The 25,687-nt window shown below is 68.7% G+C and carries 24 protein-coding genes and 1 tRNA gene; 16 read left to right on the top strand and 9 right to left on the bottom strand.

The features are described from left to right. Positions 1-78: 78 nt before the first annotated feature. A complete protein-coding gene (locus ACM14_RS32050) occupies positions 79-243 on the top strand; it encodes a hypothetical protein (protein WP_013803086.1) in 165 nt (54 codons plus the stop codon). A gap of 59 nt (positions 244-302) precedes the next feature. Here ACM14_RS32050 and ACM14_RS11960 read toward each other — a convergent pair whose 3' ends face one another. From ACM14_RS11960 to ACM14_RS11975, 4 genes are all read right to left on the bottom strand, one after another. After that, positions 303-1,037, bottom strand: a complete 735-nt coding sequence (locus ACM14_RS11960; RefSeq protein ID WP_065346258.1) for a hypothetical protein — start codon at positions 1,035-1,037, stop codon at positions 303-305. Further along, positions 1,034-2,026 carry an MlaD family protein gene (locus ACM14_RS11965; protein WP_065346259.1) on the bottom strand — a complete coding sequence of 331 codons (993 nt, stop codon included), beginning with the start codon at positions 2,024-2,026 and terminating at the stop codon, positions 1,034-1,036. Before ACM14_RS11965 ends, ACM14_RS11960 begins: the two co-directional genes overlap by 4 nt. A gap of 65 nt (positions 2,027-2,091) precedes the next feature. Beyond that, positions 2,092-2,895, bottom strand: a complete 804-nt coding sequence (locus ACM14_RS11970) for an ABC transporter permease (protein ID WP_012204765.1) — start codon at positions 2,893-2,895, stop codon at positions 2,092-2,094. A 72-nt stretch (positions 2,896-2,967) separates the two neighbouring features. Further along, positions 2,968-3,432 (bottom strand): MerR family transcriptional regulator, encoded by a 465-nt coding sequence (locus ACM14_RS11975; RefSeq protein ID WP_065346260.1) that lies wholly within the window; start codon positions 3,430-3,432, stop codon positions 2,968-2,970. 39 nt (positions 3,433-3,471) lie between these two features. On the opposite strand from ACM14_RS11975, the gene ACM14_RS11980 reads away from it, so the two are divergent. The 10 genes from ACM14_RS11980 (at position 3,472) to ACM14_RS12025 (ending at position 12,482) form a co-directional block, all read left to right on the top strand. After that, positions 3,472-5,676 (top strand): cation-translocating P-type ATPase, encoded by a 2,205-nt coding sequence (locus ACM14_RS11980; RefSeq protein WP_065346261.1) that lies wholly within the window; start codon positions 3,472-3,474, stop codon positions 5,674-5,676. Then, entirely contained in the window at positions 5,673-6,059 is a 387-nt protein-coding gene (locus tag ACM14_RS11985; protein ID WP_043824848.1) for a DUF3703 domain-containing protein, read from the top strand. Before ACM14_RS11980 ends, ACM14_RS11985 begins: the two co-directional genes overlap by 4 nt. 48 nt (positions 6,060-6,107) lie before the next feature. Next, on the top strand, positions 6,108-6,599 hold the full coding sequence (locus ACM14_RS11990; protein ID WP_254662039.1) for a hypothetical protein: 492 nt from the start codon (positions 6,108-6,110) through the stop codon (positions 6,597-6,599). A gap of 121 nt (positions 6,600-6,720) precedes the next feature. Next, positions 6,721-7,080, top strand: coding sequence for a hypothetical protein (locus tag ACM14_RS11995; protein WP_013803092.1), 360 nt, complete (start codon positions 6,721-6,723; stop codon positions 7,078-7,080). After that, on the top strand, positions 7,077-8,525 hold the full coding sequence (locus ACM14_RS12000; protein ID WP_065346263.1) for a TolC family protein: 1,449 nt from the start codon (positions 7,077-7,079) through the stop codon (positions 8,523-8,525). The genes ACM14_RS11995 and ACM14_RS12000 overlap by 4 nt, the downstream gene beginning before the upstream one ends. 1 nt (position 8,526) lies before the next feature. Then, on the top strand, positions 8,527-9,909 hold the full coding sequence (locus ACM14_RS12005) for a multicopper oxidase family protein (protein ID WP_065346264.1): 1,383 nt from the start codon (positions 8,527-8,529) through the stop codon (positions 9,907-9,909). Positions 9,910-9,929: 20 nt separating this feature from the next. Further along, a complete protein-coding gene (locus ACM14_RS12010; protein ID WP_065346265.1) occupies positions 9,930-10,421 on the top strand; it encodes a plastocyanin/azurin family copper-binding protein in 492 nt (163 codons plus the stop codon). Between the two features lie 36 nt (positions 10,422-10,457). Next, a complete protein-coding gene (locus ACM14_RS12015; RefSeq protein ID WP_065346266.1) occupies positions 10,458-10,988 on the top strand; it encodes a DUF411 domain-containing protein in 531 nt (176 codons plus the stop codon). 15 nt (positions 10,989-11,003) lie between these two features. Beyond that, positions 11,004-11,405, top strand: a complete 402-nt coding sequence (locus ACM14_RS12020) for a copper-binding protein (RefSeq protein WP_063326564.1) — start codon at positions 11,004-11,006, stop codon at positions 11,403-11,405. A 66-nt stretch (positions 11,406-11,471) separates the two neighbouring features. Beyond that, entirely contained in the window at positions 11,472-12,482 is a 1,011-nt protein-coding gene (locus ACM14_RS12025; RefSeq protein ID WP_065346267.1) for a P1 family peptidase, read from the top strand. A 6-nt stretch (positions 12,483-12,488) separates the two neighbouring features. On the opposite strand, the gene ACM14_RS12030 is transcribed toward ACM14_RS12025, so the two are convergent. From ACM14_RS12030 to ettA, 3 genes are all read right to left on the bottom strand, one after another. Then, a complete protein-coding gene (locus tag ACM14_RS12030; protein ID WP_012204753.1) occupies positions 12,489-13,634 on the bottom strand; it encodes an FAD-dependent monooxygenase in 1,146 nt (381 codons plus the stop codon). 167 nt (positions 13,635-13,801) lie between these two features. Next, positions 13,802-16,405, bottom strand: coding sequence for a DUF1631 family protein (locus ACM14_RS12035; protein WP_065346268.1), 2,604 nt, complete (start codon positions 16,403-16,405; stop codon positions 13,802-13,804). A gap of 60 nt (positions 16,406-16,465) precedes the next feature. Continuing rightward, positions 16,466-18,127: an energy-dependent translational throttle protein EttA gene (ettA, locus tag ACM14_RS12040; RefSeq protein WP_013803101.1), complete on the bottom strand. Its 1,662-nt coding sequence runs from the start codon at positions 18,125-18,127 to the stop codon at positions 16,466-16,468. A gap of 267 nt (positions 18,128-18,394) precedes the next feature. On the opposite strand from ettA, the gene ACM14_RS12045 reads away from it, so the two are divergent. From ACM14_RS12045 to ACM14_RS12055, 3 genes are all read left to right on the top strand, one after another. Further along, positions 18,395-20,191 (top strand): DEAD/DEAH box helicase, encoded by a 1,797-nt coding sequence (locus tag ACM14_RS12045; RefSeq protein ID WP_013803102.1) that lies wholly within the window; start codon positions 18,395-18,397, stop codon positions 20,189-20,191. Positions 20,192-20,431: 240 nt separating this feature from the next. Continuing rightward, positions 20,432-22,189, top strand: a complete 1,758-nt coding sequence (locus ACM14_RS12050) for a M14 family metallocarboxypeptidase (protein WP_065346269.1) — start codon at positions 20,432-20,434, stop codon at positions 22,187-22,189. 85 nt (positions 22,190-22,274) lie between these two features. Further along, positions 22,275-22,351: transfer RNA gene (locus ACM14_RS12055), tRNA-Arg, on the top strand. Positions 22,352-22,779: 428 nt separating this feature from the next. Here ACM14_RS12055 and ACM14_RS12060 read toward each other — a convergent pair. Beyond that, positions 22,780-23,682, bottom strand: coding sequence for a LysR family transcriptional regulator (locus ACM14_RS12060; protein WP_065346270.1), 903 nt, complete (start codon positions 23,680-23,682; stop codon positions 22,780-22,782). Between the two features lie 132 nt (positions 23,683-23,814). Here ACM14_RS12060 and ycaC point away from each other — a divergent pair, with 132 nt between their 5' ends. After that, positions 23,815-24,441: an isochorismate family cysteine hydrolase YcaC gene (gene ycaC / locus ACM14_RS12065; RefSeq protein ID WP_065346271.1), complete on the top strand. Its 627-nt coding sequence runs from the start codon at positions 23,815-23,817 to the stop codon at positions 24,439-24,441. A gap of 10 nt (positions 24,442-24,451) precedes the next feature. Beyond that, on the top strand, positions 24,452-25,141 hold the full coding sequence (locus ACM14_RS12070; protein WP_065346272.1) for a hydrolase: 690 nt from the start codon (positions 24,452-24,454) through the stop codon (positions 25,139-25,141). Between the two features lie 105 nt (positions 25,142-25,246). Here the strand turns inward: ACM14_RS12070 and ACM14_RS12075 are convergent, their stop codons facing one another. Then, on the bottom strand, positions 25,247-25,660 hold the full coding sequence (locus tag ACM14_RS12075; protein ID WP_170962055.1) for a type IV pilin protein: 414 nt from the start codon (positions 25,658-25,660) through the stop codon (positions 25,247-25,249). Positions 25,661-25,687 lie beyond the last annotated feature (27 nt).

The following is a 25,687-nucleotide window of genomic DNA, read 5'->3' on the forward strand; positions in this document are numbered from 1 at the left end:
GCGCTGCGCAATCCGGTGTGCAATGGAGTCCAGGCCCAGCCCAATGCTCTGCCTGCGCTGCCAGACAGGAGGTCCACCATGCGCAGACCCAGCCCCTTCGGACGTCATCCCTTCATCGCCTTCACCGCCACGGTCGTGCTTGCCGTAGCCGCCAGCGTTGCCACCTTCTGGCTGGACAGCGCCGCCCCGGCCGCAGACACCTTGCTGCAAAAAGACCCGGGCGCCCTGCTGTCGTCGATGTAAGCCCTGCAAACGCCTGCAAATGCCTGCCCAGCGCCATCCCTTTCGGACTGGCGCTGTTTTCATTTGCCGGCCGATGTGCCCCCACCGCTGGCCGTCTTCTCCAGCAGCGACAGCCTGCGCCTGACGGCCTGGGCCTTGTCCACCTCGCCCGCCTGATCATGGGCCCTGGCCTGCAGCAGCAGCCAGGCCATCACCGCGCGGCGCCAGCCCTGGGCCGAGGCGGTTTCGGCACCCAGCTCCAGTAGTTGCGGCTGCGCCGCACCCGCCCGCAAGGCCGCACCGGCTGCCACCAGCCGGGGCAGCGGCTCCTTGATGGCGCTCACGGCGGCCAGCGCCGACGCAGACCCGCCCAGCAGCGCCTGTGCCACGGGGCGCTGTAATTCTGGCAATAGCGCAATGTCTTCGGGCCGGGGCTTGCCTTGCAGATACCGCGCATAGGCTGCCTCCGCCGGCGCAGCGTCAAGCGCCAGCGCCTGGTAGCCGGGGCAGTCGTCCCATTCCAGACTGGCCACCTGGGCCGCGCAGCGCATCAGCTCCAGACGCGCGGCCAGGTCGGTGCGGCCCGTAGCGGCCACCTCGGCGCGGGCCTTGTCCCATTCCATGGCCTGCACGCGCTGGCGGCCTTCCAGGTAGGCGGTGGATGCGCGTTGCGAAGCCGATTCGGCATTCAGCGCCCAGTCCGGCGCGGGCGGGCGGCTGCTGCAGCCGGCCAGCACCAGGGTCAGCACGGCGCCGGCGGCGGCATGGCGCGCCAGGAGGGTTGCGGCAGAAAGTTTCTTGGCGGCAGCACTCATGGCAGCTTCAACTCCGGTTGGTGCGCAAACGGCCACTTGCGCTGCAGGTCGGCCAGCACGCCTTCGAGGCGGCGCAGGTTGCCCTCGACCTCGGCGCGCAGGGCGCCCAGGTCGGCCGTGGCCTCGCGCGCATTGGAGCCCACGGCCTGGGCCTCGGCCAGCACGGCGTCCACCTTGCCCAGCGTGCGGCGCGTGTCGGCCAGCAGGCCGTTGAGCTGCACCACGGTGGAACGCACCTCGGGCATGACGCCGCCGGCGTCGAACACCTGGCTGTCGGCCCGCGCCACCATGCGCTCCATGCGGGCCAGCGTGGCATTGGCGCGGTCCAGCAGGGCCGTGACCTTGCGCGCCTCCTGTTCGCTGCCCATGACCACGCCCAGCACGCCGCCCGGCCCCTGGGCCCGGCCGGCCAGGCCGCGCAGCTCGGTCAGCGACCCGCCCAGGGCCGAGTCCGGCGCGGTGAGCTGGGCGATGTTGCCCAGCACTTCCTTGGCCGTGGACATGATCTGCGGCAGCTCGGCCGTGGCATCGCCACGCAGCACGGGGCGCACGGCCTCGTCGGGCAGCGGCGGATCGCTGAGGATGCCGCTGTAGGCCTTGATGGTGGTGCCGCCCACCAGCCCCTTGACCAGGGTGAAGACGCTGGACTCGCGCAGCCAGTGCGCGTCCTTTCGCGGCACGTCGATGAGGATGCGCACATTGCCGTCCTGGGCCAGTTCGATGCGGCGCACGCGCCCGATCGGAAAGCCCGAGAAGGTCATGTCCATGCCCACGCTCACGCCCTCGGAGTCGTCGGCCGTGAGCACCAGGCGCTGCGTGGCGTCGAACACGCCGCGCGAGTACAGCAGGTACAGGGCCGATCCAAGAATCAGCACCAGCGTGAACAGCAGCAGTCCAGCAGCCTTGGCGCGCAGGTGCGCCACGGGCTTGAGGGCCTCGATTTCCTCGCCGTCCCAGGGGTCTGGCGGCGGGCGCCGCGTATCGGTCATGGCATTCCTTGTTCTGGCACGGGCCTTGCCGTGCATGTGGGGTTCGTGGAGTTCAGCGGGCGTGCTCAGTAATAGTTGCCCATGAGCGAGATCACCTCGATCACCAGCAGCACGGCAAACATGCGCGCAAAGCCGCCCAGCGCCGCGCCGCCCAGCCGGTGGCGCCGCAGCGGCGCATACAGGCCCGAGGCCATGGGCATGATGGCCACGGTGAGGCTGAAGAACCAGGTCTTGAGCACGAAGACCAGGGTCACGGCCGGCGTGAAGATCTGGCCGAAGATGCGCGTGTAGCCGGGCAGGCCCGCCAGCGTGAAGCCATAGACGCTCAGGTAGACGGTGACCAGGGCCACCACGCAGCTGAGCACGGCCAGCGTGACCGAGGCGAACACGCCCCCGGCGGCGCGCGGCACCAGGGCCATGCGCAGCGGATCGGAGCCGCGCTCCTGCCAGGCCTGGAGCTGGCCCCGTGCGCGCAGCTGCGCAATCAGCGTGCCATTGGGAATGGTGCAGCGCATGGCCACGAACAGCGCGGCCGTCAGCGGGATCAGCTCGATAACCAGCACACGCACCACCATCTCCAGCGCATAGCGCGACAGCCCATAGCTCAGCGCCGTGACGATGACGATGCGCGTGATCACCGCGCACAACAGCGCCGCCAGCGCCGTGAAACCCAGCAGGATGGGCCCGGTCTGCACATAGATCTGGTGCGCCATGGCACGCCGTGCACCGCGCCGGTAGCTGGAAGGGGACATGGCCAGCACCAGCAGCACGGCGCCCAGGTAGACGCTGCGCCACCAGGCCAGCGCATGGTCGCGCAGCGCCGCCCAGATGCGGTCGGGAAGGGACAGGGCTGCGTGGCTGAGGCTCATCGGGCGATGATAGCGAGCCGTACCGGGACGGTCCGTCGGACGCCGGCGCAAGACAGGCAGCTGCGGACGGCGCTACACATGGCGTTTGGCGCCGGAGCTGCCCAGGGCGGGTGCCAGCGGTTCGTCGGCCTGGGCGTGCAGGGCCTCGATCAGATGGCAGTAGCTGTCCGACCCGTCGCACTGGCTGCGCAGCTGCATCAGCTCATGCTCCAGCGCGCGCAGCTCGGCCAGGCGCTCGCGCACATGGCCCAGATGCGCATCCAGGGTTTCGTTGGCGGCCACGCAGTCGGCCTTGCTGGCGCCGTCCAGCGCCAGCAGGGTGCGGACCTCGTCCAGCGACATGTCCATGGCGCGGCACAGGCGGATGAAGCGCAGCCGGTGCACATCGCTGTCGCTGTACAGCCGGTACTGGTTGTTCTCGCGCACGCCTGCACTGAGCAGCCTTTCCTTCTCGTAGTAGCGGATGTTGGCGGCGGCCACGCCGGAACGCTTGGCCGCCTCGCCGATGCGCCAGCGCGCAGATTCATGCTGTGACATGCTTGACCTTGAAGTGACTTCACCGTTTCCAATGCTCGCATGAACTCCAATCGCCTGCCAAGCCCTCAGGGCAACGAGGCCCTGAAAGCCTCCCCAGCCCTTTCCAAGCCCGCCTCGACTTCGCCGTCTTCCGCCTGCGGCACCGATTGCTGCGCGCCCTTCACCATCACCCAGCCCACGCCGGCCCGCAAGAAGGCCCAAGGCCACTCGCATGCGCACGGCGAGGGCCATGGCCACGATCACGCCCATGACCATGACCATGACCATGACCACGGTCACGACGAGAGCGATCCCCATGCCGGCCACGACCACAGCGTGCTGCCCGGCTGGCCGCGCATCACGGCCGCGCTGATTGCAGCCGTGCTGGCCGAAGCCGCCCACTGGTTCAGCGGCTCCCAGGGCGGCGTGCCGGCCCTGCAATACGGCGGCATGGCCGTGGCCGTGCTGGCCATTGCCCTGTCGGGCCTGGGCGTCTACAAGGCCGGCATCCGCGACGTGCTGCGCCTGAAGCTGGGCATCCATGCGCTGATGGCCATTGCCGTCACGGGTGCCTTCGCCATCGGCCAGTGGCCCGAGGCCGCCATGGTCATGGCCCTGTACGCCGCGGCCGAGCGCATCGAGGACCAGGCCATGGACCGGGCGCGCAATGCCATCCGCAGCCTGCTGCAGATGGCGCCCGAGACGGCCGACGTGCTCCAGCCCGATGGCAGCGTGCAGCGCGTGGCCGCCGCCGACGTGGCGCTGGACGCCACCGTGCGCGTGGCCCCCGGCGCGCGCGTGCCGCTGGACGGCGTGGTCCTGCGAGGCCAAAGTTCGGTCAACCAGGCGCCCATCACCGGAGAAAGCGCCCTGGCCGACAAGGCCCCGGGCGACGAGCTCTACGCCGGCAGCATCAACCAGGATGGCGAGCTGCAGATGCGCGTCACCTCGGCGGCCAATGACAGCCTGATCGCGCGCATCGTCCATGCCGTGGAGCAGGCCCAGGCCTCCAAGGCGCCCACCCAGCGCTTCGTCGATCGCTTTGCCGCCGTCTACACGCCCATCGTGCTGGTGCTGGCCATTGCGCTGGCGGTGCTGGCACCGCTGGTCATGGACTGGAGCTGGCATGACGCGGCCTACCAGGCGCTGGCCCTGCTGGTGATCTCCTGCCCCTGCGCCCTCGTGCTGTCCACCCCCGTCACCGTGGTCAGCGCGCTCACGGCGGCTGCACGCCGCGGCCTGCTGATCAAGGGCGGCCAGGCGCTGGAATCGGCCCGCAAGCTGCGCGCCATTGCCCTGGACAAGACCGGCACGCTGACCACGGGCAGCCCCAAGCTGGTCGAATGGAAATCCTGGAGCGAAGAAGACGCGGCCCAGGACTCCAGCCAGCCCGCCGCATATGCCCTGGCCCTGGCCGGCCGCTCCGACCACCCGGTCTCGCGCGCCATTGCTTCCGGCCTCCAGGCCGATGCCGCCGTGGCCGCCGATTCCGCACGGGCCTCGGTCAGCAAGCTGCTGGCCCTGCCCGGCCGTGGCGTGCAGGCCGAGATCGACGGCCAGCTCTGGACCCTGGCCAACCTGCGCTGGGTGCAGGAGCAAGGCTGGGACAGCGCCGCGCTGCGTGCCAGCCTGGCCACCCATGAGGCCCAGGGCCGCACCGTGACCCTGCTGGCCGACAGCAGCGGCGTGCGGGCCCTGTTCGCCGTGGCCGACCCGCTGCGGCCCCAGGCCCGTGAGGCCGTGGCACGCCTGCAGGCCCTGGGTGTGCAGCCCGTGGTGCTCAGCGGCGACAACACGGCCACCGTGCGCTCCATCGCTGCCGAAGCCGGCATCCAGGATGCGCGCGGCGGCCTGCTGCCCCAGGACAAGCTCGACGCACTGGCCGAGCTGCAGCGCACCCGCGGCCCCACCGCCATGACGGGCGACGGCATCAACGACGCACCGGCCCTGGCCCAGGCCGATATCGGCTTTGCCATGGGCGGCATGCACAGCACGGGCATGGCCATGGAAACCGCCGACGTGGTGCTGATGAACGACGACCTGCGCCGCCTGCCTGAGGTGGTGGAACTGTCGCGCAGCGCCCACGCCGTGCTCTGGCAGAACATCGCCCTGTCGCTGGGCGTCAAGCTGGTGTTCTTCGCACTGGCCCTGGCCGGAAACGCCAGCATGTGGCTGGCCGTGCTGGCGGACATGGGTGTGAGCCTGCTGGTGGTCGCCAACGGCCTGCGGCTGCGCCGCTGGGGCAGCGACAGGGAGGCGGCATGACCGACGCCCAGCGCCGCGCCGCCTTCACCCACCTGCTGCACAGCTTCCGCTCAAGCCAGGACCAGGCGCCCGCACAGCGCTGGCTGCTGCTGGAGGCCAGCCATGTGCTGGGCCAGCAGATGCTGGGCCTGCACTGGCGATCCCACTGCTGGATGCTGCGCCATGCGCTGCAGCTGCGCGATGGCGGGGAGGTAGCAGGCCAGTTGCTGCGCCTGGCCCTGGTGCCTGCAGGCCACCTGCTGGACCGGCTGCCGCGCGGCAACACAGGCCGCGCCACGGTGCCGGCCACCCTGCCCATGGACATGCCGCCCGCCGTATCGGCCCTGATCGCCGAGGCCCTGCGCGCCACGCGCCGCCCGCCCCGGCAAAGCCCACGCGCCTGAGGAACTTCGCGCCGCCGTCCGGTATCATCCAAACCTATGCGCCGCCCCTTGTCCATTGTCCTGGTCTTGCTGCTGGTCCTTCGTGGCCTGCTGGGCGACGCCATGGCCATGGGGGCTGCGCCGGTCATGTCGGCCCTGGCGCCGGCTGCGGCATCTGCGCCAGCGTTGGCTCCGGCGTCGGCACTCCACCACCACGCGCCCGAAATCGCGCGGGAAGTCGCGCTGGAAATCACGCAATCGCCGGACAGCCCTGAGCAGCATCATGCGGCGCACGTCGCAGATCACGACCCAGATCACGCATCACACGCCGAGCACAGTGCAGGCTGCGCTCCCCAGGCCGGTGGCCTTGCGGGCGGCAGCTGCGGCGAACATGAACATGGGCCCAGCTGCACCCTGTGCGGCATCTGCCATTCGGCCCTTTTCACTCCTGGCCAGATCGGTTCGGACGGCGCAGCGCCGTCCGCCGCACTGCGCCCCCAAGGCAGCGCGCGCTTTGCCAGCGCGGCCAAGCTGCAGGCCATCAAGCCACCCATTTCCTGAAGCCTGACGCCCGAAGTGCGTCCGCGCCATCCCTGCCGCCCCTCCATGGGCAGCCCGCTTGCGGGCATGGCGGGGCGTCTGGCCGCGGATGCGTTGTCCGTTTCGCATTCAGGAGAACACCATGCGCCGTGCGCATTTTCTCGTCCCCCTTATCCAATTCGGGCTGGCGGCCCTTGCCGCATCCAGCCCCGCTGCCTGGGCCCAAGCCCATGACGGCAGCCACCCCCCGGCCTCTTCCTCCGCAGGCCTGACCGGCGCCATCGATCCGGCTGCGGCCAGCCTGCCGCTGCGCCATGCCGCGCTGCCGGCCAGTGGCGCCGTGGAAACCGAGCTGACCGACTGGCGCCAGGCCAATGCGGCCGTGGCCGAGTTTCCCAACGGCCATATGGACATCCTGCGCTGGGAAGCCGCCCAGGGCGGCCGATCCACGCCTGCGCCGTCCCCGCACGGCTCTCACATGCAGCACGGAGGCCGGCCATGAAGCGCACCCTCTTCGCCCCCACCCGGCTGGTCGGCGCCATGGCTGCCGTGCTGGTCCTGGCCGGCTGCGCCAGCATCTCGCCCGACGGCCTGCGCGGCGCGGTCCAATCCCATACCGCCAGCCGCCTGCCGGACGGCGCCCAGCTGCCGCCAACCGATCTGCAGGCCCGCGACACGGCGCAGCAGCGCATCGACGAGTGGCTGCGCCAGCCGCTGGACATGGACCAGTCCGTGCGCATCGCACTGCTCAACAACCCCGGCCTGCAGGCGCGCCTGGCGCAACTGGGCGTGCAGGATGCCGAACGCGTTCAGGCCCTGACCCTGCCCAACCCCACGCTGGCCCTGGGCCGCATGGTCAACAGCGACGAGCGCGAGATCGAGCGCCAGCTGAGCTTCGGCTTGGTCAGCCTGATCACCCTGCCCTGGCGCAGCCGCTGGCAGGGCATGCAGATGGAACAGGCCACCCTGACCGCCGCGCAGGATGTGCTGCGGCTGGCCGCCGACACGCGCCGCGCCTGGCTGCGCGCCGTGGCCGCGCGCCAGCAGCTGGCGTCCAGCGAGCGCATGCACGAAGCGGCCGAGGCCGGTGCCGAGCTGGCGCGGCGCATGGCCCGCGTGGGCAACTTCAGCCGGCTGCAGCAGGCGCGCGAGCTCAGCATCCAGCAGGACACTGCAGCCCAGCTGGCGCGTGCGCGCCTGGCCGCCACGGCCGAGCATGAGCAACTGGCCCGTCTGATGGGCCTGTGGGGACGGCGCATCGATTTCAAGCTGCCCGACCAGCTGCCCGCCATCCCGCAGGCCGCCACGCAGTTGCGCTCCGGGGACGACGCCGAAGCCACCGCGCTGCGCGAGCGCCTGGACCTGCGCGCCCTGCGCCGCGACCTGGACCAGTTGGCCGAGCGCCCTGGCTGGGCACGCCTGGGCGCCATGTTCGGCGACATCGGCCTGGGCTACAACCGCAACACCGCCACGGACCGGGCCACCGGCCACAGCGATGTGACACGCGGCTGGGAGATCGACCTGCCCCTGCCGCTGTTCGACTGGGGTGGCGCCGCCAGCGGCCGCGCACGTGCCGAGGTCCGGCGCAGCGCGGCCCAGTTGCAGCAAGGCGCCATCCAGGCGCGGGCCGAGGCGCGCAGCAGCTGGATGCGCTACCGCACGGCCTGGGACCTGGCCCACCAGCAGCAGGCCGAGGTGCTGCCGCTGCGCCGCTTCATCCAGGACGAAACCATGCTCCGCTACAACGGCATGTTCGTCAGCGTCTGGGAGTTGCTGGCCGAGGCCCGCAACAGCGCCCAGGCCGTGGCCACCGCCACCGACGCCCAGCGCGACTTCTGGCTGGCTGACACCGACCTGCAGCTGGCTCTGGCCGGAACCTCGCCAGGCACGGTCGAGGCCGCATCCAGCGCCGCCGCACCCACTCCCACGAACACAGCGAGCCACTGACATGAACCGCCGCAACTTCTTCACCGGCGCGGCCGTGGCCGCCGTCTCCAGCGCCGCCGTCAGCCGCGTGGCCCTGGCCGCCCTGCCCGAGGCAGCGACCCAGTCCTCGGCCGAAACCGCCGCCCCGCTGGCACCGCCCAACGGCCGCCCCTACCGCCCCGTGGTCACGCTCAACGGCTGGACCACGCCCTGGCGCATGAACGCAGGCGTCAAGGAATTCCACCTGGTGGCCGAGCCCGTGGTGCGCGAGGTGGCACCGGGCTTCTTCGTCAACATGTGGGGCTACAACGGCCAGAGCCCGGGACCGACCATCGAGGTGGTGGAAGGCGACAAGGTCCGCATCTTCGTGACCAACCGCCTGCCCGAGCACACCACCGTGCACTGGCACGGCCAGCGCCTGCCCAACGGCATGGACGGCGTGGGCGGCGTGACCCAGCCGCACATCCCGCCCGGCAAGACCTTTGTCTACGAGTTCACGGCGCGCCGTCCCGGCACCTTCATGTACCACCCGCATGCCGACGAGATGGTGCAGATGGCCATGGGCATGATGGGACTGTGGATCACGCATCCGAAGGCGGCCCATCCGCAGATCGCCGAGGTCCAGCGCGACTACGCCTTCCTGCTGTCGGCCTACGACGTGGAGCCCGGCTCCATGACGCCGCGCGTGGCCGAGATGACGGACTTCAACATCTGGACCTTCAACAGCCGGGTGTTCCCCGCCATCAGCCCCGTCGTCGCCAGGCGCGGCGACCGGGTGCGCCTGCGCGTGGGCAACCTGACCATGACCAACCACCCCATCCACCTGCACGGCCACGAATTCGAGGTCACGGGCACCGACGGCGGCCCCGTACCCCGGTCCGCGCGCTGGCCCGAGGTGACCACCGACGTGGCCGTGGGCCAGATGCGCCAGGTGGAGTTCATCGCCGACGAGCTGGGCGACTGGGCCCTGCACTGCCACAAGAGCCACCACACCATGGGCGCCATGGGGCATGACACGCCGACCATGATCGGCGTGGACCACCGGGGCCTGGTCGGCAAGATCCAGAAGATCGTGCCCGACTACATGGTCATGGGCGAGCGCGGCATGGGCGACATGGCCTCCATGGAAATGCCCCTGCCCGACAACACCTTCCCGATGATGACCGGCACGGGCCCCTTCGGCCCCATCGAGATGGGCGGCATGTTCACCACCCTCAAGGTGCGCGAGCAGCTGGGCGCCAACGACTACGGCGACCCGGGCTGGTTCACCCACCCCAAGGGCAGCGTGGCCTATGAATGGAAGGGGCCGGCGGGCGAAGCCTCCGCACCGCGACAGACCACGCCCGGCCAGTCCCCCGGCGCGCCCAGCGTGCGCAAGCCCGGTGCGGGCCATGAGCACCACTGATGCCATCCAAGGAGTACCTCATGAACACCTTTGCCCTCCTCCTCGCCACCGCACTGCTCGCCGGCCCCGCTGCCGTCTTCGCCCATGGCAGCGAAACCCACGATGACGCTCCCAAGGCCGCCGCGATCAAGGAGCAAAAGCCCTGGGGCATTGCCGGCGATGCCTCGGCCGCCCGGCGCACCATCACCCTGGACATGAGCGACAACATGCGCTTCACGCCAGAGCGCATCAGCGTCAAGCGCGGCGAGACGGTGCGCCTGCGCGTGGCCAACAAGGGCCAGGTCATGCACGAGATCGTGCTGGGCACGCCGGCCTCGCTGGACGAGCACGCGCAGATGATGCTCAAGTTCCCCACCATGGAGCACGGCGAGCCCTACATGGCCCATGTCTCGCCCGGCAAATCCGGCGACCTGGTCTGGAATTTCAACCGCGAAGGCAGCTTCGACTTTGCCTGCCTCATCCCCGGCCACTACCAGGCCGGCATGCGCGGAACCATCACGGTGACGCAATGAGCGCGCCCCTTCTTCCCCCCCCTTCAGGAGCACCCCATGAAACATGAACGCATGGCATCCGCCCACCCGCGCCGCAGTGCGCTGCGCCGCATGGCCCTGGCCTGCACGGCATTCGCCGCCCCTTCGCTGTGGGCGGCTGCACCCACGGCGCCCAAAGAAGCACCCAGCACCCGCATCCCCGTCGAGGTCTGGAAGGACCCCAACTGCGGCTGCTGCCAGGACTGGGTGGTGCACATGGAGCAAAACGGCTTTGCCGTCACCGTGCACGACACCGGCAACAGCGCCGTGCGCGCCAGGCTGGGCATTCCGGCGCGCCTGGGCTCCTGCCACACGGCCCTGGTCGAAGGCTATGCGCTCGAAGGCCATGTGCCTGCGGCCGACGTGCACAAGCTGCTCAAGCAAAAGCCCAAGGCGCTGGGCATTGCCGTGCCCGGCATGCCCGTGGGCAGCCCCGGCATGGACGGCCCCGAGTACGGCGGCCGCAAGGACCCCTACGAGGTGCTGCTGATCACCAAGAACCTCATGAACAGCGACGTTTCCACCCGCACCTTCACCAGCTACCGCTGAACCCCGGAGCACACCATGCACAACACAGCCCTCCTTGTTTCCCGTACGTCCCGTACGTCCAGTACCGCCCTTGCCGTGCGCCTGGCCCTTGCCGCCGCGCTGATCCCGGCCTGGGCCGGTGCCCAGGCCACGGCCCACGACCATGCGGCGCATGGCGCGCAATCTGCAGAAACCGCACCTGCCGCCGCCAGCCAGGACCTCAGCGAAGGCGAGGTCACGCGCTGGGATGCTCGCACCAGCAAGGTCACGCTGCGCCACGGCGAACTCAAGAACCTGGGCATGCCGCCCATGACCATGGTCTTCCAGCTGCGCGTGGCTGCACCCGAGCCCGCCCTCAAGGCCGGCGACAAGGTGCGCTTTCGCGCCGAGCAGGACCAGGGCGCCTTCGTGGTCACGCAGCTGGAAGTGCTGCGCTGAAGAGCGGGTGCAGGGCTGCCGTTTCGGCTAAGGTGAAGGCCTGTCCATCACCGAGCAGAGCAGCGCATGCCAAGCACCGACTCAGACCCCGGCTCCATCACCCGCGTACAGGGCATCGAGGTAGGCCACCACACCGATGCCCGCCGCCCCACGGGCTGCACCGTCGTGCTGGCGCGCGGCGGTGCCGTGGGGGGCTGCGATGTGCGTGGCGCCGCCCCCGGCACGCGCGAGACCGACCTGCTGCACCCCTCCAACCTGGTGCAGCAGGTGCATGCCGTCATGCTCTCGGGCGGCAGCGCATGGGGGCTGGACGCGGCCAGCGGCGCCATGCGCTGGCTCGATGAGCAGGGCATAGGGCTGGATGTGGGCGTGGGCCGCGTGCCCATCGTGCCGGCCGCCGTGCTGTTCGACCTGGCGGTGGGCGACAGCCGCATCCGCCCGGGTGCCGATGCCGGCCATGCGGCCTGCCAGGCCGCCAGCGCCGCGCGGCCTGCCGAGGGCAATGTGGGCGCCGGCATGGGCGCCTGCGTGGGCAAGGTCTTCGGCATGGATCGCGCCATGAAGGGCGGCATTGGCACGGCCTCGCTGACCGTGCATGGCGTCACCGTGGGCGCGCTGATCGCCTGCAATGCCGTGGGCGATGTGGTCGACCCCCACAGCGGCGCGCTGCTGGCCGGCGCGCGCAGCCCCGATGGCCGCCAGCTGCACGACACCTGCCGTGCCCTGCTGCGCGGCGAAGAGCCCCGGCCGCTGCTGGCAGGCACCAACACCACCATCGGTGTGATTGCCACCGATGCACGCATCACCAAGGTCCAGGCCCAGCGCCTGGCCGTGGTATCCCATGACGGCCTGGCACGCGCCATACGCCCCGTGCACACCATGAGCGATGGCGACACATTGTTCGCCCTGGGCACGGGCCTGGCCGAGCACTCGCTGGGCATGCTGACCCTGTCTGTCATGGCCGCTGAGGCCGTGGCCCTGGCCACGGTGCGTGCCGTGCTGGCCGCGCAGTCGCTGACCACGGCCGAAGGGCTGGAGCTGCCCTGTGCCAGGGAGCTGGCCGCCTGCCGGCCCTGACCGGGCTCAGGCCTGCAGCGCAACCGCCCAGGCGTCGTAGCCGTAGACGCCATCGGCATTGCCACCGGCGCGCAGCCAGTTGTTGCCGCGCGAGCCGATCTGGATCTCGCTGGTGCGCTGCATGCGCATGGCCTGGTAGCGCGCCAGGACCTCGGGCACCTGCTGCGGACCCGGGGCGGCATCCAGGTTGCGGGCCAGCACCACGGCGTCTTCGATGGCCATGCCTGCGCCCTGGGCCATGAAGGGCATCATCGGGTGGCAGGCATCGCCCAGCAGCGTGATGCGGTCCTGCGACCAGGCCGGCAGGGGATCGCGCTCGTACAGCGCAGTCTTGAGCACGCCATCGCAGGCGTCGAGCAACGCCCGGGCATCGGGATGGAAATCGGCGTAGAAGCCGCGCAACTCCTCGACGCTGCCGGGCGTGGTCCACGATTCCTCGTGCCAGGAATCCTGGGCCGTGGTGGCGAAGATGAAGGTGTCGCGCCCCTGGTTCAGAGGAAAGGTCACGATCTGGCTTTGCGGCGTGGCGCCCCACCATTTGGTGAAGGCCTGGATGTCGGGCACATGGCGCACGCGCTCGGTGGGCACCACCGCGCGGAAGGCCACCACACCCGTGAAGCGCGGGCTCTCGGCACCGAACAGGGCCGCGCGCACCACGGAGTGGATGCCGTCCGCGCCAATGAGTGCGTCCAACCCGGCCACTTCGCTGCCATCGGTGAAGGCGATGTCCACGCCTTGCCCCGTCTGCGTGATCTGGCTGGCACGCTTGCCCAACTGCACCTGGTCCAGCGGAAAGGCATCGGCCAGCGCGGCCAGCAGATCGGCGCGGTGGATGGTCAACTGCGGGGCGCCGTACTTGCGCTCGGCCTCGTCACCCATGGTCAGGCGCGAGGTTTCCTCGCCCGTGTCCCAGTTGCGGCTGATGCGGTGCGTGGGCCGTGCGGCGCTGGCGCGCACGGCAGCGGCAATGTCGGCGCCCAGGCCATCGAGGGCGCGCACGGCATTGGGCGTGAGGTTGATGTCCGCGCCCACGCGCAGAAACTGCCGGCTTTGCTCGAACACCAATACTTCATGCCCTGCCTGGTGCAGCGCATTGGCTGCCGCCAGTCCGCCAATGCCTGCTCCGACGATGCCTATCCTCAAACGCGCCATGATTCCTGTCTCCTGCTGGTGGGGTCTATTCGGTGATGCGCCCCGTGATCCGGAGCGCACCGATGCAGGACATTGTCTTTTTGACGGGCCTCAGGCCTCAACCTCCGCAAGGCCCGAATTGGGCACGATTCGTCCCCATCGGCGCCGGCGCATGTCCGGCAGGCGCCTCAGTCCACGCGCCGCAGCTGCCCTTGCGCCAGCAGCTTGTCGCGCATGCGGCGCGTCATGGACTGGGTGCTGCCATCGGTGGCCGTGAACAGGAACAGCGTCTGCTGCGGGCTGACCCAGGTCAGCTGGGTGCGGATGCACTGCCGGGCGTTGGACAGTTCCACCCAGGTGCCCAGTGCCCAGTCTTCGGACACCACGGGAACCACCGGCGGCGGTGGCTCCAGGGGCAGCGCGGGCTCGGCAGGCATCGGGGCGGCTTCGCCACCGGCCAACGCAGCCTGCCCCGCAAGCCCAGCAAAGGCCTGCGGCGCTTGTGCAGCCGGGGTGGCCGGCAGCTCATCCTGCAGCGCCTCGGGCAGCTCCAGATCCTGCTCGGTCAGCGCGCCGATATCGTCCACCATCGGCTGCCGCACATCGAGCGGCACCGGCAGGGAGGCCGCCACGCCAAACAACGACTGCGGCAGACGGCCCGCCAGGGAGCCGGGCGTTGTCTGGCCAAGCGTTGCCGCACCAGTGGAGGAAGACAGGGACGCCAGCACCGAGTCCGACCCGTAGATGGTCGGCGGTACGGAGTCCAGATAAATGTCCACGCTCTCTATGGGCTGGCGGACCACACCGGCATCCAGCGCGTCCTGGTGCAGGCCGGCCAGGCGCGCGGCAAAGGCCTGGATTTCCTCTTCCGTACGCCCCACGCTGCGCAGGCCAGCGCGCAGCCGGGCCTGCAGCCGGGGTGCCAGCGCCACCAGGCGGTCGGTATCACGGCCCGCATGTGCCGACACGCTCCACAGCAGGCTGGGCACCAGGGCCAGATAGCCGCCGGGATCCCGGGCCTCGCTGCCGTCCACGGGTTCCTGAACGCTGGCGATCACTTCGGCCCAGGGCCCAGTGGCGAATTCCAGAATGTCATCGGGCACGCCCTGGGCGCTGGGCAGGCGCCGGATGGCGGCTGCAATCTGCTCGGCCCTGGGCATGGCGGTTTCGGGCCAGCGCGGGTCCACGCCCCGCCTTTCCACATGCCTGAGCGCAGCCGAGACAGGCCCGGTCACCGTGCCGCCTTCCGGCATTTCGCCAGGACCCACGGGCTGCATGCCGCTGCCGCCCCAACCGTCGCGCAGCTGCTGCAGCACCGTGGCAAAGGCCGACGCATCGGCACGCTGCAGGGCCGCCAGCCGCATGGCGGCGGAATCGGCCACCTGCAGGAATTGACCGTAGCCGGGCGCGGATTCACTGTCGAACCACAGGCTGCGTGCCGTCAACTCATCAAGCAGCTGGCGCGCGGGGTGGCTGCGGTCTTCAAAAAAGCGCGCGTCCTGGACCACCAGCTGCTGCAGCAGCGGCTCCAGACGGCCCACGGTGCGCTGCACGGAAGGCAGCAGGCGCGTGTCGGCCGCCATGAAACGCATCATGCGCTGCAGGGTGTGCAGCGCGGCGCCGTCGTCGGCACGCACGCCGGGTGCGGGCTCCTGCTGCTCGGGCGGCTGCAGCGCCTGCATCAGTTGCTCCAGCTGGGCCGAGTGGTGCTGCACGGACTCCAGCGCCATGCAGCTCAGCGAAGTCCAGCCTTCGGGCAGCGCCGCCAGCACGGTGGGTGCCGTCTCGCTGCCCTGCCAGGCGGTGGTCTGCAGGCGGCTTGCGCCGTCCATGGCCGGCGCAAACTGCCCGGGCACGGAATAGGCGGATGTGTGGGCCAGCGCCAACATGGAAGAAGGCGCCGCAGCGGGCGCCTCGCGGTGCGAATCCATCCAGCGTGGATCGGACAGCAGGGCCGCCACCAGGCGCCGCGTCAACTCATCTTCCTGGGCCTGCTGGCCAAAGGAGCCATAGGCGCGGCTCTGGGCCACGGCATCGCCATAGTGGGAAGGCGCCCGCCAGCGGCTTTGCCCCGGCAGGTCGGAATGGCGGCGTCCCGCATCGGGCGATGGGGCCTGTGCTGGCGCCAGGCCATAGGCCGCAGGCTGCACTCCCTTGTCACGCAGGGATTGGGCGATATGGCCGTACTCGGACACCAGCAGCGCACCCAGGTGCTCGCGCATGAAGCCCAGCCAGCAGGCGGCGGAGCCGGGGTCCACCCCGGTGTCGTCGATCACGCGCTGCAGCGCCTGCACATAGCTGTGGGGCCGCAGCGGATTGCGTTCGGGCTGGACACGGTCCAGGCCCTGGACGGCGCTGACCAGGGCATCGAGCTCGGCCAGCGCGATCTCCACCTGCGGCGCCACATGCTGCAGCAGGCGCTGGTGGGCCAGCTGCGACTGCAGCACGGAATCGTCCAGGAGGGAGAGAGAGGCGAAATCGGTGGTGCCGGGCACACCGGACGCACCGGACATGCCAGGCACAGGGGGCCAGACAGCAGCGCCGCCGGATTGACCAAAGCATTCCAGCAGCGCCCGCCCATAGCCCTTGAGCATGGGCGCCCGATGGCGGGCCAGCAGCTCCAGCGCCTCGGGGATTTCAGCGCGGCGCGGCAGGCCCGAGCCCGGCTGGTCGGCCTGCTCCATGGCATGCGCCGTGCGCTGCAGCAGCCGCAGGATCAGCGCCTCCGAGCCACGCACAGCCTGCACCAGGCAGGCTTGCAACGCGGCAACAGAAACGGGTGGAGGATTCATGGCCCGAAGAATACAGGCTCCAGCCCGTGCCGGAGGCGCTTTGAGGCTTGCCTTTGATGCTTACTTCAGTGCCTTGTAGCGCATGCGCTTGGGCTTGGCACCCTCCTCGCCCAGACGCTTTTTCTTATCGGCTTCGTACTCCTGGTAGTTGCCGTCGAAGTACACCCATTGCGAATCGCCTTCGGCGGCCAGGATGTGCGTGGCGATACGGTCGAGGAACCAGCGATCGTGGGAGATCACCAGCACCGTGCCCGCATACTCCAGCAGCGCATCTTCCAGCGCGCGCAGGGTTTCCACGTCCAGGTCGTTGGACGGCTCGTCCAGCAGCAGCACGTTGCCGCCCTGGATCAGCGTCTTGGCCAGGTGCAGGCGGCCGCGCTCGCCGCCGGAGAGGTTGCCGACCTTCTTTTGCTGGTCCTGGCCGTTGAAGTTGAAGCGGCCTGCGTAGGCACGCGAAGCCATCTGGAACTTGCCGACGTTGATGATGTCCAGCCCGCCCGAGATGTCTTCCCACACCGTCTTGTCGTTGGCCAGCGCGTCACGCGTCTGCTCCACATAGGCCATCTTGACCGTCTGGCCCACGATGACTTCGCCGGAGTCGGCCTGCTCGCGCCCCGCGATCAGCTTGAACAGCGTGGACTTGCCGGCACCGTTGGGACCGATGATGCCGACGATGGCGCCAGCGGGGATGTTCATGGTCAGGTTGTCGATGAGCACGCGGTCGCCAAAGCTCTTGGTGACGTTGTTGAACTCGATGACCTGGGTGCCCAGGCGCTCGGCCACAGGAATGAAGATTTCCTGGGTTTCGTTGCGCTTCTGGTATTCGAAATCGCTCAGCTCCTCGAAGCGCGCAATACGGGCCTTCGACTTGGTCTGGCGGCCCTTGGCGTTCTGGCGAACCCACTCCAGTTCCTTCTTCAGGGCCTTGGCGCGGGCTTCCTCGCCCTTTTGCTCGGACTCCAGGCGGCTTTGCTTCTGGAACAGCCATTCGGAATAGTTGCCCTTGTAGGGAATGCCGTGGCCACGGTCCAGTTCCAGAATCCACTCGGCAGCGTTGTCCAGGAAGTAGCGATCGTGGGTGATGGCCACCACGGTGCCGGTGAAGCGGTGCAGGAATTGCTCCAGCCATTCCACGGACTCGGCATCCAAGTGGTTGGTGGGTTCGTCAAGCAGCAGCATGTCGGGCTTGGACAGCAGCAGCTTGCACAGGGCCACGCGGCGCTTTTCGCCACCGGACAGCTTGCCGATCACGGCATCCCAGGCCGGCAGGCGCAGGGCGTCGGCAGCGATCTCCAGCTGGTGCTCGGAGTCGGTGCCGGCAGCGGCGATCTTGGCTTCGAGCTCGCCTTGCTCGGCGGCCAGCGCGTCGAAGTCGGCATCGGGCTCGGCATAGGCGGCGTAGATTTCATCGAGGCGCGAACGGGCCGCGTTGACTTCGGCCATGGCCTCTTCCACGGCCTGGCGCACGGTGTGCTCCGCATTGAGCTGCGGCTCCTGCGGCAGGTAGCCGATGGACAGGCCCTGCATGGGCAGCGCCTCGCCTTCGAATTCCTTGTCCACCCCAGCCATGATCTTGAGCAGCGAGGACTTGCCCGAGCCGTTCAGACCCAGCACGCCGATCTTGGCGCCCGGGAAAAAGCTGAGAGAGATGTCCTTCAAGATCTGCCGCTTGGGCGGCACGGTCTTGGTGAGGTGGTTCATCGAGAAAACGTATTGAGCCATTCTGGTCCGAGTACTTGAATCGTTGATTTCTGCAAAAACCGGGCAACAAATCGGTTGCACGCCAGCCGTGATTATCCGCGCATGCGACAATACCCTGCGTCACGGGTTCCAGTTGCCCGTGACATCAGCATTCCAGCTGGGGACGATGGACGCTGTTTTCCAGGCTCCCGACATTGAACTACATCCGCCTACGACTGGTCCGGCAACCGCCCTGGTTGCCTCGACAGGCAGATACCCAGCGCCCCGGACGGGCGCATCTTTGATCACATGACATTTGAAGAACTGAATCTGGCTCCCGCCATTCTGAAGGCCGTGCTTGAGGAGGGTTACGAGAACCCGACTCCCATCCAGGCACAAGCCATCCCTGCGGTGCTCGCCGGCCACGACCTGCTGGCAGGTGCCCAGACCGGCACCGGCAAGACCGCTGCCTTCACCCTGCCCATGCTGCACCGCCTCTCGCAAGGCCAGGTGCCGCGCAACAAGTTCGGCGGCAAGGGCATCCGCGCCCTGGTGCTGACGCCCACGCGTGAACTCGCCGCACAGGTCGAGGAATCGGTGCGCAGCTACGCCAAGTACCTGGACATCAACTCCACCGTCATCTTCGGCGGCGTGGGCATGAAGCCCCAGATCGACCGCATCAAGAAGGGCGTGGACATCCTGGTCGCCACGCCGGGCCGCCTGCTGGATCTGCAGCAGCAAGGCTTCATGGACCTATCCACCGTCGAAGTCCTGGTGCTCGACGAAGCCGACCGCATGCTGGACATGGGCTTCATCCATGACGTCAAGAAGGTGCTGGCCCTGGTGCCCAAGGACAAGCAAAGCCTGCTGTTCTCGGCCACCTTCAGCGACGAGATCCGCGACCTGGCCAACGGCCTGCTGCGCAACCCGCAGTCCATTCAGGTCACGCCCAGCAACACCACGGTCCAGCGCATCACCCAGGTGATCCACCCCGTGGGCCGCGGCAAGAAAAAGCAGGTGCTGCTGCACATCATCAACGAGAACAACTGGAGCCAGGTTCTGGTGTTCACGCGCACCAAGTTCGGCGCCAACAACGTTGCCGAATTCCTGACCAAGAACAACATCAGCGCCATGGCGCTGCACGGCAACAAGAGCCAGAGCGCCCGCACCCAGGCCCTGGCCGGCTTCAAGACCGGCGAGCTGCGCGCCCTGGTCGCCACCGACATCGCTGCACGCGGCATCGATATCGACGAGCTGCCGCACGTCGTGAACTACGAGATCCCCAACGTGTCCGAGGACTACGTGCACCGCATCGGCCGCACGGGCCGTGCCGGTCGCGAAGGCCACGCCGTCAGCCTGGTCTGCATGGACGAAGAAGGCTTCATGATGGACATCGAGCGCTTCACCAAGCAGGAAATCCCTGTGCAGGTGCTCGAAGGCTTCGGACCCGAAGAGGACGAAGTGGCCGAGCCCATCGCCATGGGCCGCCAGACCATCTGGGGCGGTGCAGGCAAGCCGCCCAGCCGTGACGTCATGCAGGCCGCCGCCAAGGCTGCGCGCCAGGAAATGATGGACCGCATCCGCACCACCAAGGCCACCCAGCCCGACCGTGGCGGCCGCGCAGGTGGCCGTGGCCAGGCTCCCAAGGCCGGCTCGGATGAAGGCCGCTCCGAAGGCAACGCCGGCGGCCAGGGCCGTGGCCGCAACCACGCCGGTGCAAGCGCCAACAACAAGCCGCGCCGCGATCGCTTCGATGGTCCGGGCAATGGATCCGGCGCCGCCCACCGTCCCAAGGCAGCCCCCCAGAACGCCCCCAGGCGCGGCCCGCGCCCTGACGGCGAAGGCGGCGGCGGTGTCCGTCGCTTCGATGACCAACCCCCGCGCGCTGATGCCCACCTGGGCACGCAGCTGGGCCATGCACGCAGCAGCGGCCCCCGTGGCAGCGCAGGTGGCGGCCAGCCCGATCCGATGCGCACCAGCGTGGACACCATGGCCGAACGTGGCCGCCGTGGCGGCTTCAACCGCGGCGGCAATGGCGGCGGTGGTGGTGGCGGCTTCGGCGGCGGTGGCCGTGGCGGCCCCTCGCGCGGCGGCTACGGTCGCTGACCTGCACCACGGCTCCTTGGCATGCCCTGCGGCAAGCCGAGGAATCCGCCAACAAAAAAGGGCTGCATCTCTCCGGGGCTGCAGCCCTTTTCACGTGGCGCAGATTGCGCATTCAGCCGACAGCGCGCCGCAAGCCTGCATGGCTATCATCCCGATAGCATTGCGGCCTGCGGCTATTGAAGGCCGCGCCCTTTTCCCGGATTTCAAAGACTCCCCCGACTGGTTCCTCAAGGCCACGCCATGACACTGCAGACCCCACACGCCACCCCCTCCAGCCAGCGCCCCGATTCGGAGCTGCCACAGGACAGGTTGCGGTGGTCGGCCCTGGCGTGCGCAGCCCTGCTTTCCGCCTGCGCCAGCACCCCGCTGCCGCCATGGCCCACCACCTCCAAACCCCAGGCGCCCGCCCCCACCCGGCCGGCCCCAGCCACCCCGGTGGTGCCGCAGGCGACCACGCAGCCCATCGCGCCGGCCAACAACCTGGTCCCGCTGCCCTACAACGCGGCCGTGGCTGCGCGCTTTCCCGATCCAGCCACCCGCTACGACACACCGGGCCTGGCGCCGCAGCGCAACCAGTTCACCACGGCCAGCGAACTGTCTTCCTGGCTGAACAGCCAGGCCAGCAAATCCCTGGGCCGCGACACGCGCCTGGGTATCGTGCAGCCCGGCAGCTCGCAGCGCGGCAGCCCCATCCAGGCCCTGGTGGCCACGCGCGCACCCGGCATTCAGCCATCGGCGCTCTATGACAGCCGCCGCCCCACGGTCATGCTCGTGGCCGGCCAGCACGGCGACGAACCCGCGGGTACGGAGGCCTTGCTCATCATCGCCCGCGAGCTCGCCCCCGGCGGCCTGCTGGAGCCGCTGCTGCAGCAGATCAACGTGATCCTCGTGCCGCGCGCCAACCCCGACGCAGTGGAAGCCGGCACGCGCAATGCAGCCGATGGCACCGACATCGCCCATGACCACCTGCTCCTGAACACGCCGGAGGCCAAGGCCCTGGCCACCTTGGCACGCGACTACCGCCCCGTCGCCGTGGTGGACCTGCAGGAATTCCCCGCCGCCAGCGTCTTCCTGCAGAAGTACCAGGCCATACAGCGCTACGACGCCCTGCTGCAGTACTCGGCCACGGCCAACCAGAATGAATTCGTGACCAAGGCTGCGCGCGAGTGGTACACGGCGCCGCTGCGCACCGCGCTGTCGCAGGCCGGGCTGAGCAGCGACTGGTACTACACCACCAGCCAGGACCTGCAGGACAAGTCCATCTCCATGGGCAGCCTCGCGCCCGATTCGCTGCGCAACGTCAGCGGGCTCAAGAACTCGGTGGGCTACCTGGTCAGCAGCCGTGGCTCGGACCTGGGCCGCGCCCACATCCAGCGGCGCGTGCACACCCTGGTCACCGCGTCCACACGCATGCTGCATTCCAGCGCCGAGCGCGCCAAGGACCTCACCCAGGTGCAGGCCTTCGTGGCGCGCGAGACCGCCTCCCTTGCCTGCCACCAGCAACTGGCCGTACTGGCCGAGCAGACCCCCGAGCAGCGCACCCTCACCATGATCCAGCCCGACACGGGCGCCGACCAGCAGGTGCGCGTGGACTGGAACGCTTCGCTGCAGCCACGCACCACGCTGTCGCGCCCGCGCTCCTGCGGCTATTGGCTGTCCGCCAGCGCCCAGCCCGCCGTGGACAGGCTGCGCCTGCTGGGCCTGCAGGTGCTCAAGGTGGCCGAGCCCGGCCAGCTGCTGGCCGACTCGTACAACGAAGCCCGCTCGGCCACGCCCGCCAGCGGCGCCTATGCGCTCACGCGCGGCGCCGTCGAAGCGCCCGTGGGCAGCTACTACCTGACGATGAACCAGCCCATGGCCAATCTTGCCGCTGCGGCGCTGGAGCCCGACACGCCCTACAGCTACCTTGCACGCGGCCTGGTGCCCACGATGACCGACATGGCGCGCGTGATGGCGCCTCCTTCGGTGGTTTTCGAGGAAGAAGACGACGCCGAATGACGGCAAGGGCGCCAGGGCACGCCGCCAAGCCCTGAGCGCCCGCCCATTGCGGGTATGATCCGCGCTGGCCCGTCAGCGGCCATACCTGCCCGTAGCTCAACCGGATAGAGCAATTGCCTTCTAAGCAATAGGTCGGGGGTTCGAGTCCCTCCGGGCAGGCCATCCTGGCATCCCAAGAAATCCCAATACGTCCAAAGAAGTCCAAGGGCCCGTACTGGTCTCGGGCTTCAGGTACATCCAGCTTTCGATGTCGTCCAACGGCGCCCCGGTGGCGCCATACACGCTTGACGTGATGCCATCCGGAGTGGGTTCGACGTGCCTGACTACGTGCCTGACTAACGGCAAGCACCGGGACATTGCCGTGCTCTACGGGCAGGATCGATGTCGCACAAGAGCTGTCTCCTGGCGTCCGCTCGGCGCACATGTAACACGACGGCCGCGTGATCGCACGGTCCCGATTGATTGAAAATCTGGTCGCTCTGGAAAAGCAGCTTCCGGAGGTGGAAGGCATCAAGGTACCCGGCCGGATCATTCATCTGTCAGCGATGAAGATGGAGCTCCGGGTGGTAGCCAGTCGGCTTCCCGGCAGCTCAGTCTTCGTCCATCGCCTCAAACCGCTCTGCCAGAAAATCCATCAGCGCCCGCACGGCCGGCAGCAGCCCGCGCCGTGAGGCGAACACCGCATGGATGATCTCGCGCCGTGGCGCCCAGCCCGGGATGACGTGGACCAGTTCACCGCGCGCGATCTGCTCGCGCACCATCATCGAGGGCAGTTGCACCACGCCCACCCCCGCCAAGGCCGCCGCGCGCAGCGCCAGCATGCCGCGCGTGACCAGGCGCGGCCGGTGGCGGATGGCCGCCTGCGTGCCGTCCGGGCCGATCAGGTGCCACACATGCTCGTGCTGCGGCAGGCCCAGGTCCATGCTCGGCAGGCCTGCCAGGTCGGCGGGCACCTGGGGGATGCCGCCTGTCAACAGCCGCGGGCAGGCCACCAGGCATTGCCCGCGCTCGGCGAGCATGCGCATCACCAGGTCGCTGTCTTCCAGCGGCGGCGGGCGCACGCGGATGGCAACGTCGATTCCTTCGCCCACCACGTCCACGCGGCGGTTGGTTTCCTCGAGGTGGATCTCCACGCGCGGGTACGCGGCCATGAAGGCCGCCAGCATGTCGGCGATGCGCGCATCGAGCAGCGCCACCGGGCAGGTCATGCGCACGATGCCACGCGGCTCGGCGTGGGTCAGCGCGATGGCCTCGTCGGCGGCGTCGGCCTCCACCAGCATCGCCTTGCAGTGGCCGTAGTAGGTCTGGCCGGTCTCGGTGACGGCAAATCGCCGCGTGGAGCGCTGGATCAGGCGCGTGCCGAGACGCTCCTCAAGCTGCGCGATGCGCCGGCTCAGCTTGGATTTGGGCATCCCCAGCGCGCGGCCCGCGGGCGCAAAGCCGCCGTGGTCCACCACCTGCACGTAGTAGTAGAGGTCGTTCAGGTCTTTCATTGCACACCGTCTTCATCGTTCCTCAGATAGGACTCTGATGGCAATTATTAACGACTACCGCGTTCATCGTTCGAATCCTATTCTCTATCCATCAGCCAAGACCTTTGTCTGGGCGACCCAAGGAGATTCACCATGACCAAGCCCTACGTCCGCCTGGACAAGGACAACGCCGCCGTGCTGCTGGTAGACCACCAGACCGGCCTGCTATCCCTTGTACGCGACATCGACCCGGACAAGTTCAAGAACAACGTGCTGGCGCTGGCCGACATCGCCAGCTATTTCAAGCTGCCCACCATCCTGACGACCAGCTTCGAGAACGGTCCCAACGGACCTCTGGTGCCGGAGCTCAAGAGCCAGTTTCCCCAGGCGCCCTACATCGCCCGGCCCGGCAACATCAACGCCTGGGACAACGAGGACTTCGTCAAGGCCGTGAAGGCCACGGGCAAGAAGCAACTCATCATCGCCGGCGTGGTGACCGAGGTGTGCGTGGCCTTCCCGGCACTGTCGGCCATCGAGGAAGGCTTCGACGTCTTCGTGATCACTGACGCCTCAGGCACCTTCAACCCCATCACCCGCGATGCGGCGTGGAATCGCATGTCGCAGGCCGGCGTGCAACTGATGAGCTGGTTCGGCGCTGCCTGCGAACTGCACCGCGACTGGCGCAACGACGTGCAGGGGCTGGGCACTCTGTTTTCCAACCACATCCCCGACTACCGCAACCTGATCACGAGCCACATCACGTTCACCCAGGGCAATTGAGGAGAAGACCGTGAGCACACCCCAAACCATCGCCAACTTCAACGGCGCCCGCCCGGTCATCGATCCCGACAATGTGGCGATGCTGCTGATCGACCATCAAAGCGGCCTGTTCCAGACCATCAAGGACATGCCCTTCACCGAGGTACGTGCCAATGCCACCACACTCGCCAAGGTAGCGACACTGGCGAAGATCCCGGTCATCACCACCGCATCGGTGCCGCAGGGTCCGAACGGCCCCTTGATCCCCGAGATCCACCAGTACGCCCCGCATGCCCGGTACGTTGCGCGCAAGGGCGAGATCAACGCCTGGGACAACCCGGAGTTCGTCGCTGCCGTCAAGGCCACCGGGCGCAGGCAGCTCATCATCGCGGGGACGATCACCAGCGTCTGCATGGCCTTTCCCAGCATCGCCGCGGTGCACGAGGGCTACCAGGTCTTCGCGGTGATCGACGCCTCGGGGACCTACTCGAAAATGGCGCAGGAAATCACGCTGGCGCGCATCGTGCAGGCTGGTGTCGTGCCGATGGACACGGCGGCGGTGTGCTCGGAGGTGCAAAAGACCTGGAACCGTGAGGACGCGTTGCAGTGGGCGCAGGCCTACAGCGCAGTCTTCCCGCCTTACCAGTTGCTGATCGAAAGCTACTCCGAGGCGCAGGAAGTGGCCAGGAACGGTGAGCAGCTGGATTCGCAACGCACCTGACTGCGGTAGCACGGAACGGGTACGAGGCCGCTTGCCCAAGGTGTCGGCGGCCATGGTGGAATTTGTGGATGAGGCGCAGGACTGAGGCCCCGGCCCCGATGGCGCTCAGCGCCAGCAGTCTCCCACCGTTCCCAAGGGCGAGATGCCCTTCACGCCCAGGGCGTTCAGGGTGTAGTCGCCGCAGCGCCTGTCCGATGCCTGGCGGCCTGTGCGCGTGGCCTTGAGCGTGTAGCCGCCGTCATTGGCGGCCGTGGCCATCGTCAGGGTGTAGTGGCCGTTCTCGGACTTGTCCCCCCAGGGCAGTCTGAGGTTGGCGACGGAGCTTGTGTATCCGCCGTTCTGCGCCCGCCAGCGCTCCTGCCGGGCGGCGGCCTCGCCCAGCAGGCTTTGCGCCTCCACGCGCCGCGATCGCAGCACGTATTCCTGGTAGGAGGGGTAGGCGATCGCCGAAAGAATGGCGACCACCGCCACCGTGATCATCAGCTCGATCAGCGTGAATCCATTTAGCTTGCTGCGCACGCATTTCTCCTTGGGGGCCCGCAGGGC

The organism is Delftia sp. JD2 (assembly GCF_001682645.1).
In the GTDB taxonomy this organism is placed as follows: Bacteria; Pseudomonadota; Gammaproteobacteria; order Burkholderiales; family Burkholderiaceae_C; genus Comamonas; species Comamonas acidovorans.

What these genes read in the sequence shown, in the direction of transcription:
- ACM14_RS32050 (WP_013803086.1), top strand. Translation starts at nt 79, where the DNA reads ATGCGCAGACCCAGCCCCTTCGGACGTCATCCCTTCATCGCCTTCACC.
- ACM14_RS11960 (WP_065346258.1), bottom strand. Translation starts at nt 1,037, where the DNA reads ATGAGTGCTGCCGCCAAGAAACTTTCTGCCGCAACCCTCCTGGCGCGC.
- ACM14_RS11965 (WP_065346259.1), bottom strand. Translation starts at nt 2,026, where the DNA reads ATGACCGATACGCGGCGCCCGCCGCCAGACCCCTGGGACGGCGAGGAA.
- ACM14_RS11970 (WP_012204765.1), bottom strand. Translation starts at nt 2,895, where the DNA reads ATGAGCCTCAGCCACGCAGCCCTGTCCCTTCCCGACCGCATCTGGGCG.
- ACM14_RS11975 (WP_065346260.1), bottom strand. Translation starts at nt 3,432, where the DNA reads ATGTCACAGCATGAATCTGCGCGCTGGCGCATCGGCGAGGCGGCCAAG.
- ACM14_RS11980 (WP_065346261.1), top strand. Translation starts at nt 3,472, where the DNA reads ATGAACTCCAATCGCCTGCCAAGCCCTCAGGGCAACGAGGCCCTGAAA.
- ACM14_RS11985 (WP_043824848.1), top strand. Translation starts at nt 5,673, where the DNA reads ATGACCGACGCCCAGCGCCGCGCCGCCTTCACCCACCTGCTGCACAGC.
- ACM14_RS11995 (WP_013803092.1), top strand. Translation starts at nt 6,721, where the DNA reads ATGCGCCGTGCGCATTTTCTCGTCCCCCTTATCCAATTCGGGCTGGCG.
- ACM14_RS12000 (WP_065346263.1), top strand. Translation starts at nt 7,077, where the DNA reads ATGAAGCGCACCCTCTTCGCCCCCACCCGGCTGGTCGGCGCCATGGCT.
- ACM14_RS12005 (WP_065346264.1), top strand. Translation starts at nt 8,527, where the DNA reads ATGAACCGCCGCAACTTCTTCACCGGCGCGGCCGTGGCCGCCGTCTCC.
- ACM14_RS12010 (WP_065346265.1), top strand. Translation starts at nt 9,930, where the DNA reads ATGAACACCTTTGCCCTCCTCCTCGCCACCGCACTGCTCGCCGGCCCC.
- ACM14_RS12015 (WP_065346266.1), top strand. Translation starts at nt 10,458, where the DNA reads ATGAAACATGAACGCATGGCATCCGCCCACCCGCGCCGCAGTGCGCTG.
- ACM14_RS12020 (WP_063326564.1), top strand. Translation starts at nt 11,004, where the DNA reads ATGCACAACACAGCCCTCCTTGTTTCCCGTACGTCCCGTACGTCCAGT.
- ACM14_RS12025 (WP_065346267.1), top strand. Translation starts at nt 11,472, where the DNA reads ATGCCAAGCACCGACTCAGACCCCGGCTCCATCACCCGCGTACAGGGC.
- ACM14_RS12030 (WP_012204753.1), bottom strand. Translation starts at nt 13,634, where the DNA reads ATGGCGCGTTTGAGGATAGGCATCGTCGGAGCAGGCATTGGCGGACTG.
- ACM14_RS12035 (WP_065346268.1), bottom strand. Translation starts at nt 16,405, where the DNA reads ATGAATCCTCCACCCGTTTCTGTTGCCGCGTTGCAAGCCTGCCTGGTG.
- ettA (WP_013803101.1), bottom strand. Translation starts at nt 18,127, where the DNA reads ATGGCTCAATACGTTTTCTCGATGAACCACCTCACCAAGACCGTGCCG.
- ACM14_RS12045 (WP_013803102.1), top strand. Translation starts at nt 18,395, where the DNA reads ATGACATTTGAAGAACTGAATCTGGCTCCCGCCATTCTGAAGGCCGTG.
- ACM14_RS12050 (WP_065346269.1), top strand. Translation starts at nt 20,432, where the DNA reads ATGACACTGCAGACCCCACACGCCACCCCCTCCAGCCAGCGCCCCGAT.
- ACM14_RS12060 (WP_065346270.1), bottom strand. Translation starts at nt 23,682, where the DNA reads ATGAAAGACCTGAACGACCTCTACTACTACGTGCAGGTGGTGGACCAC.
- ycaC (WP_065346271.1), top strand. Translation starts at nt 23,815, where the DNA reads ATGACCAAGCCCTACGTCCGCCTGGACAAGGACAACGCCGCCGTGCTG.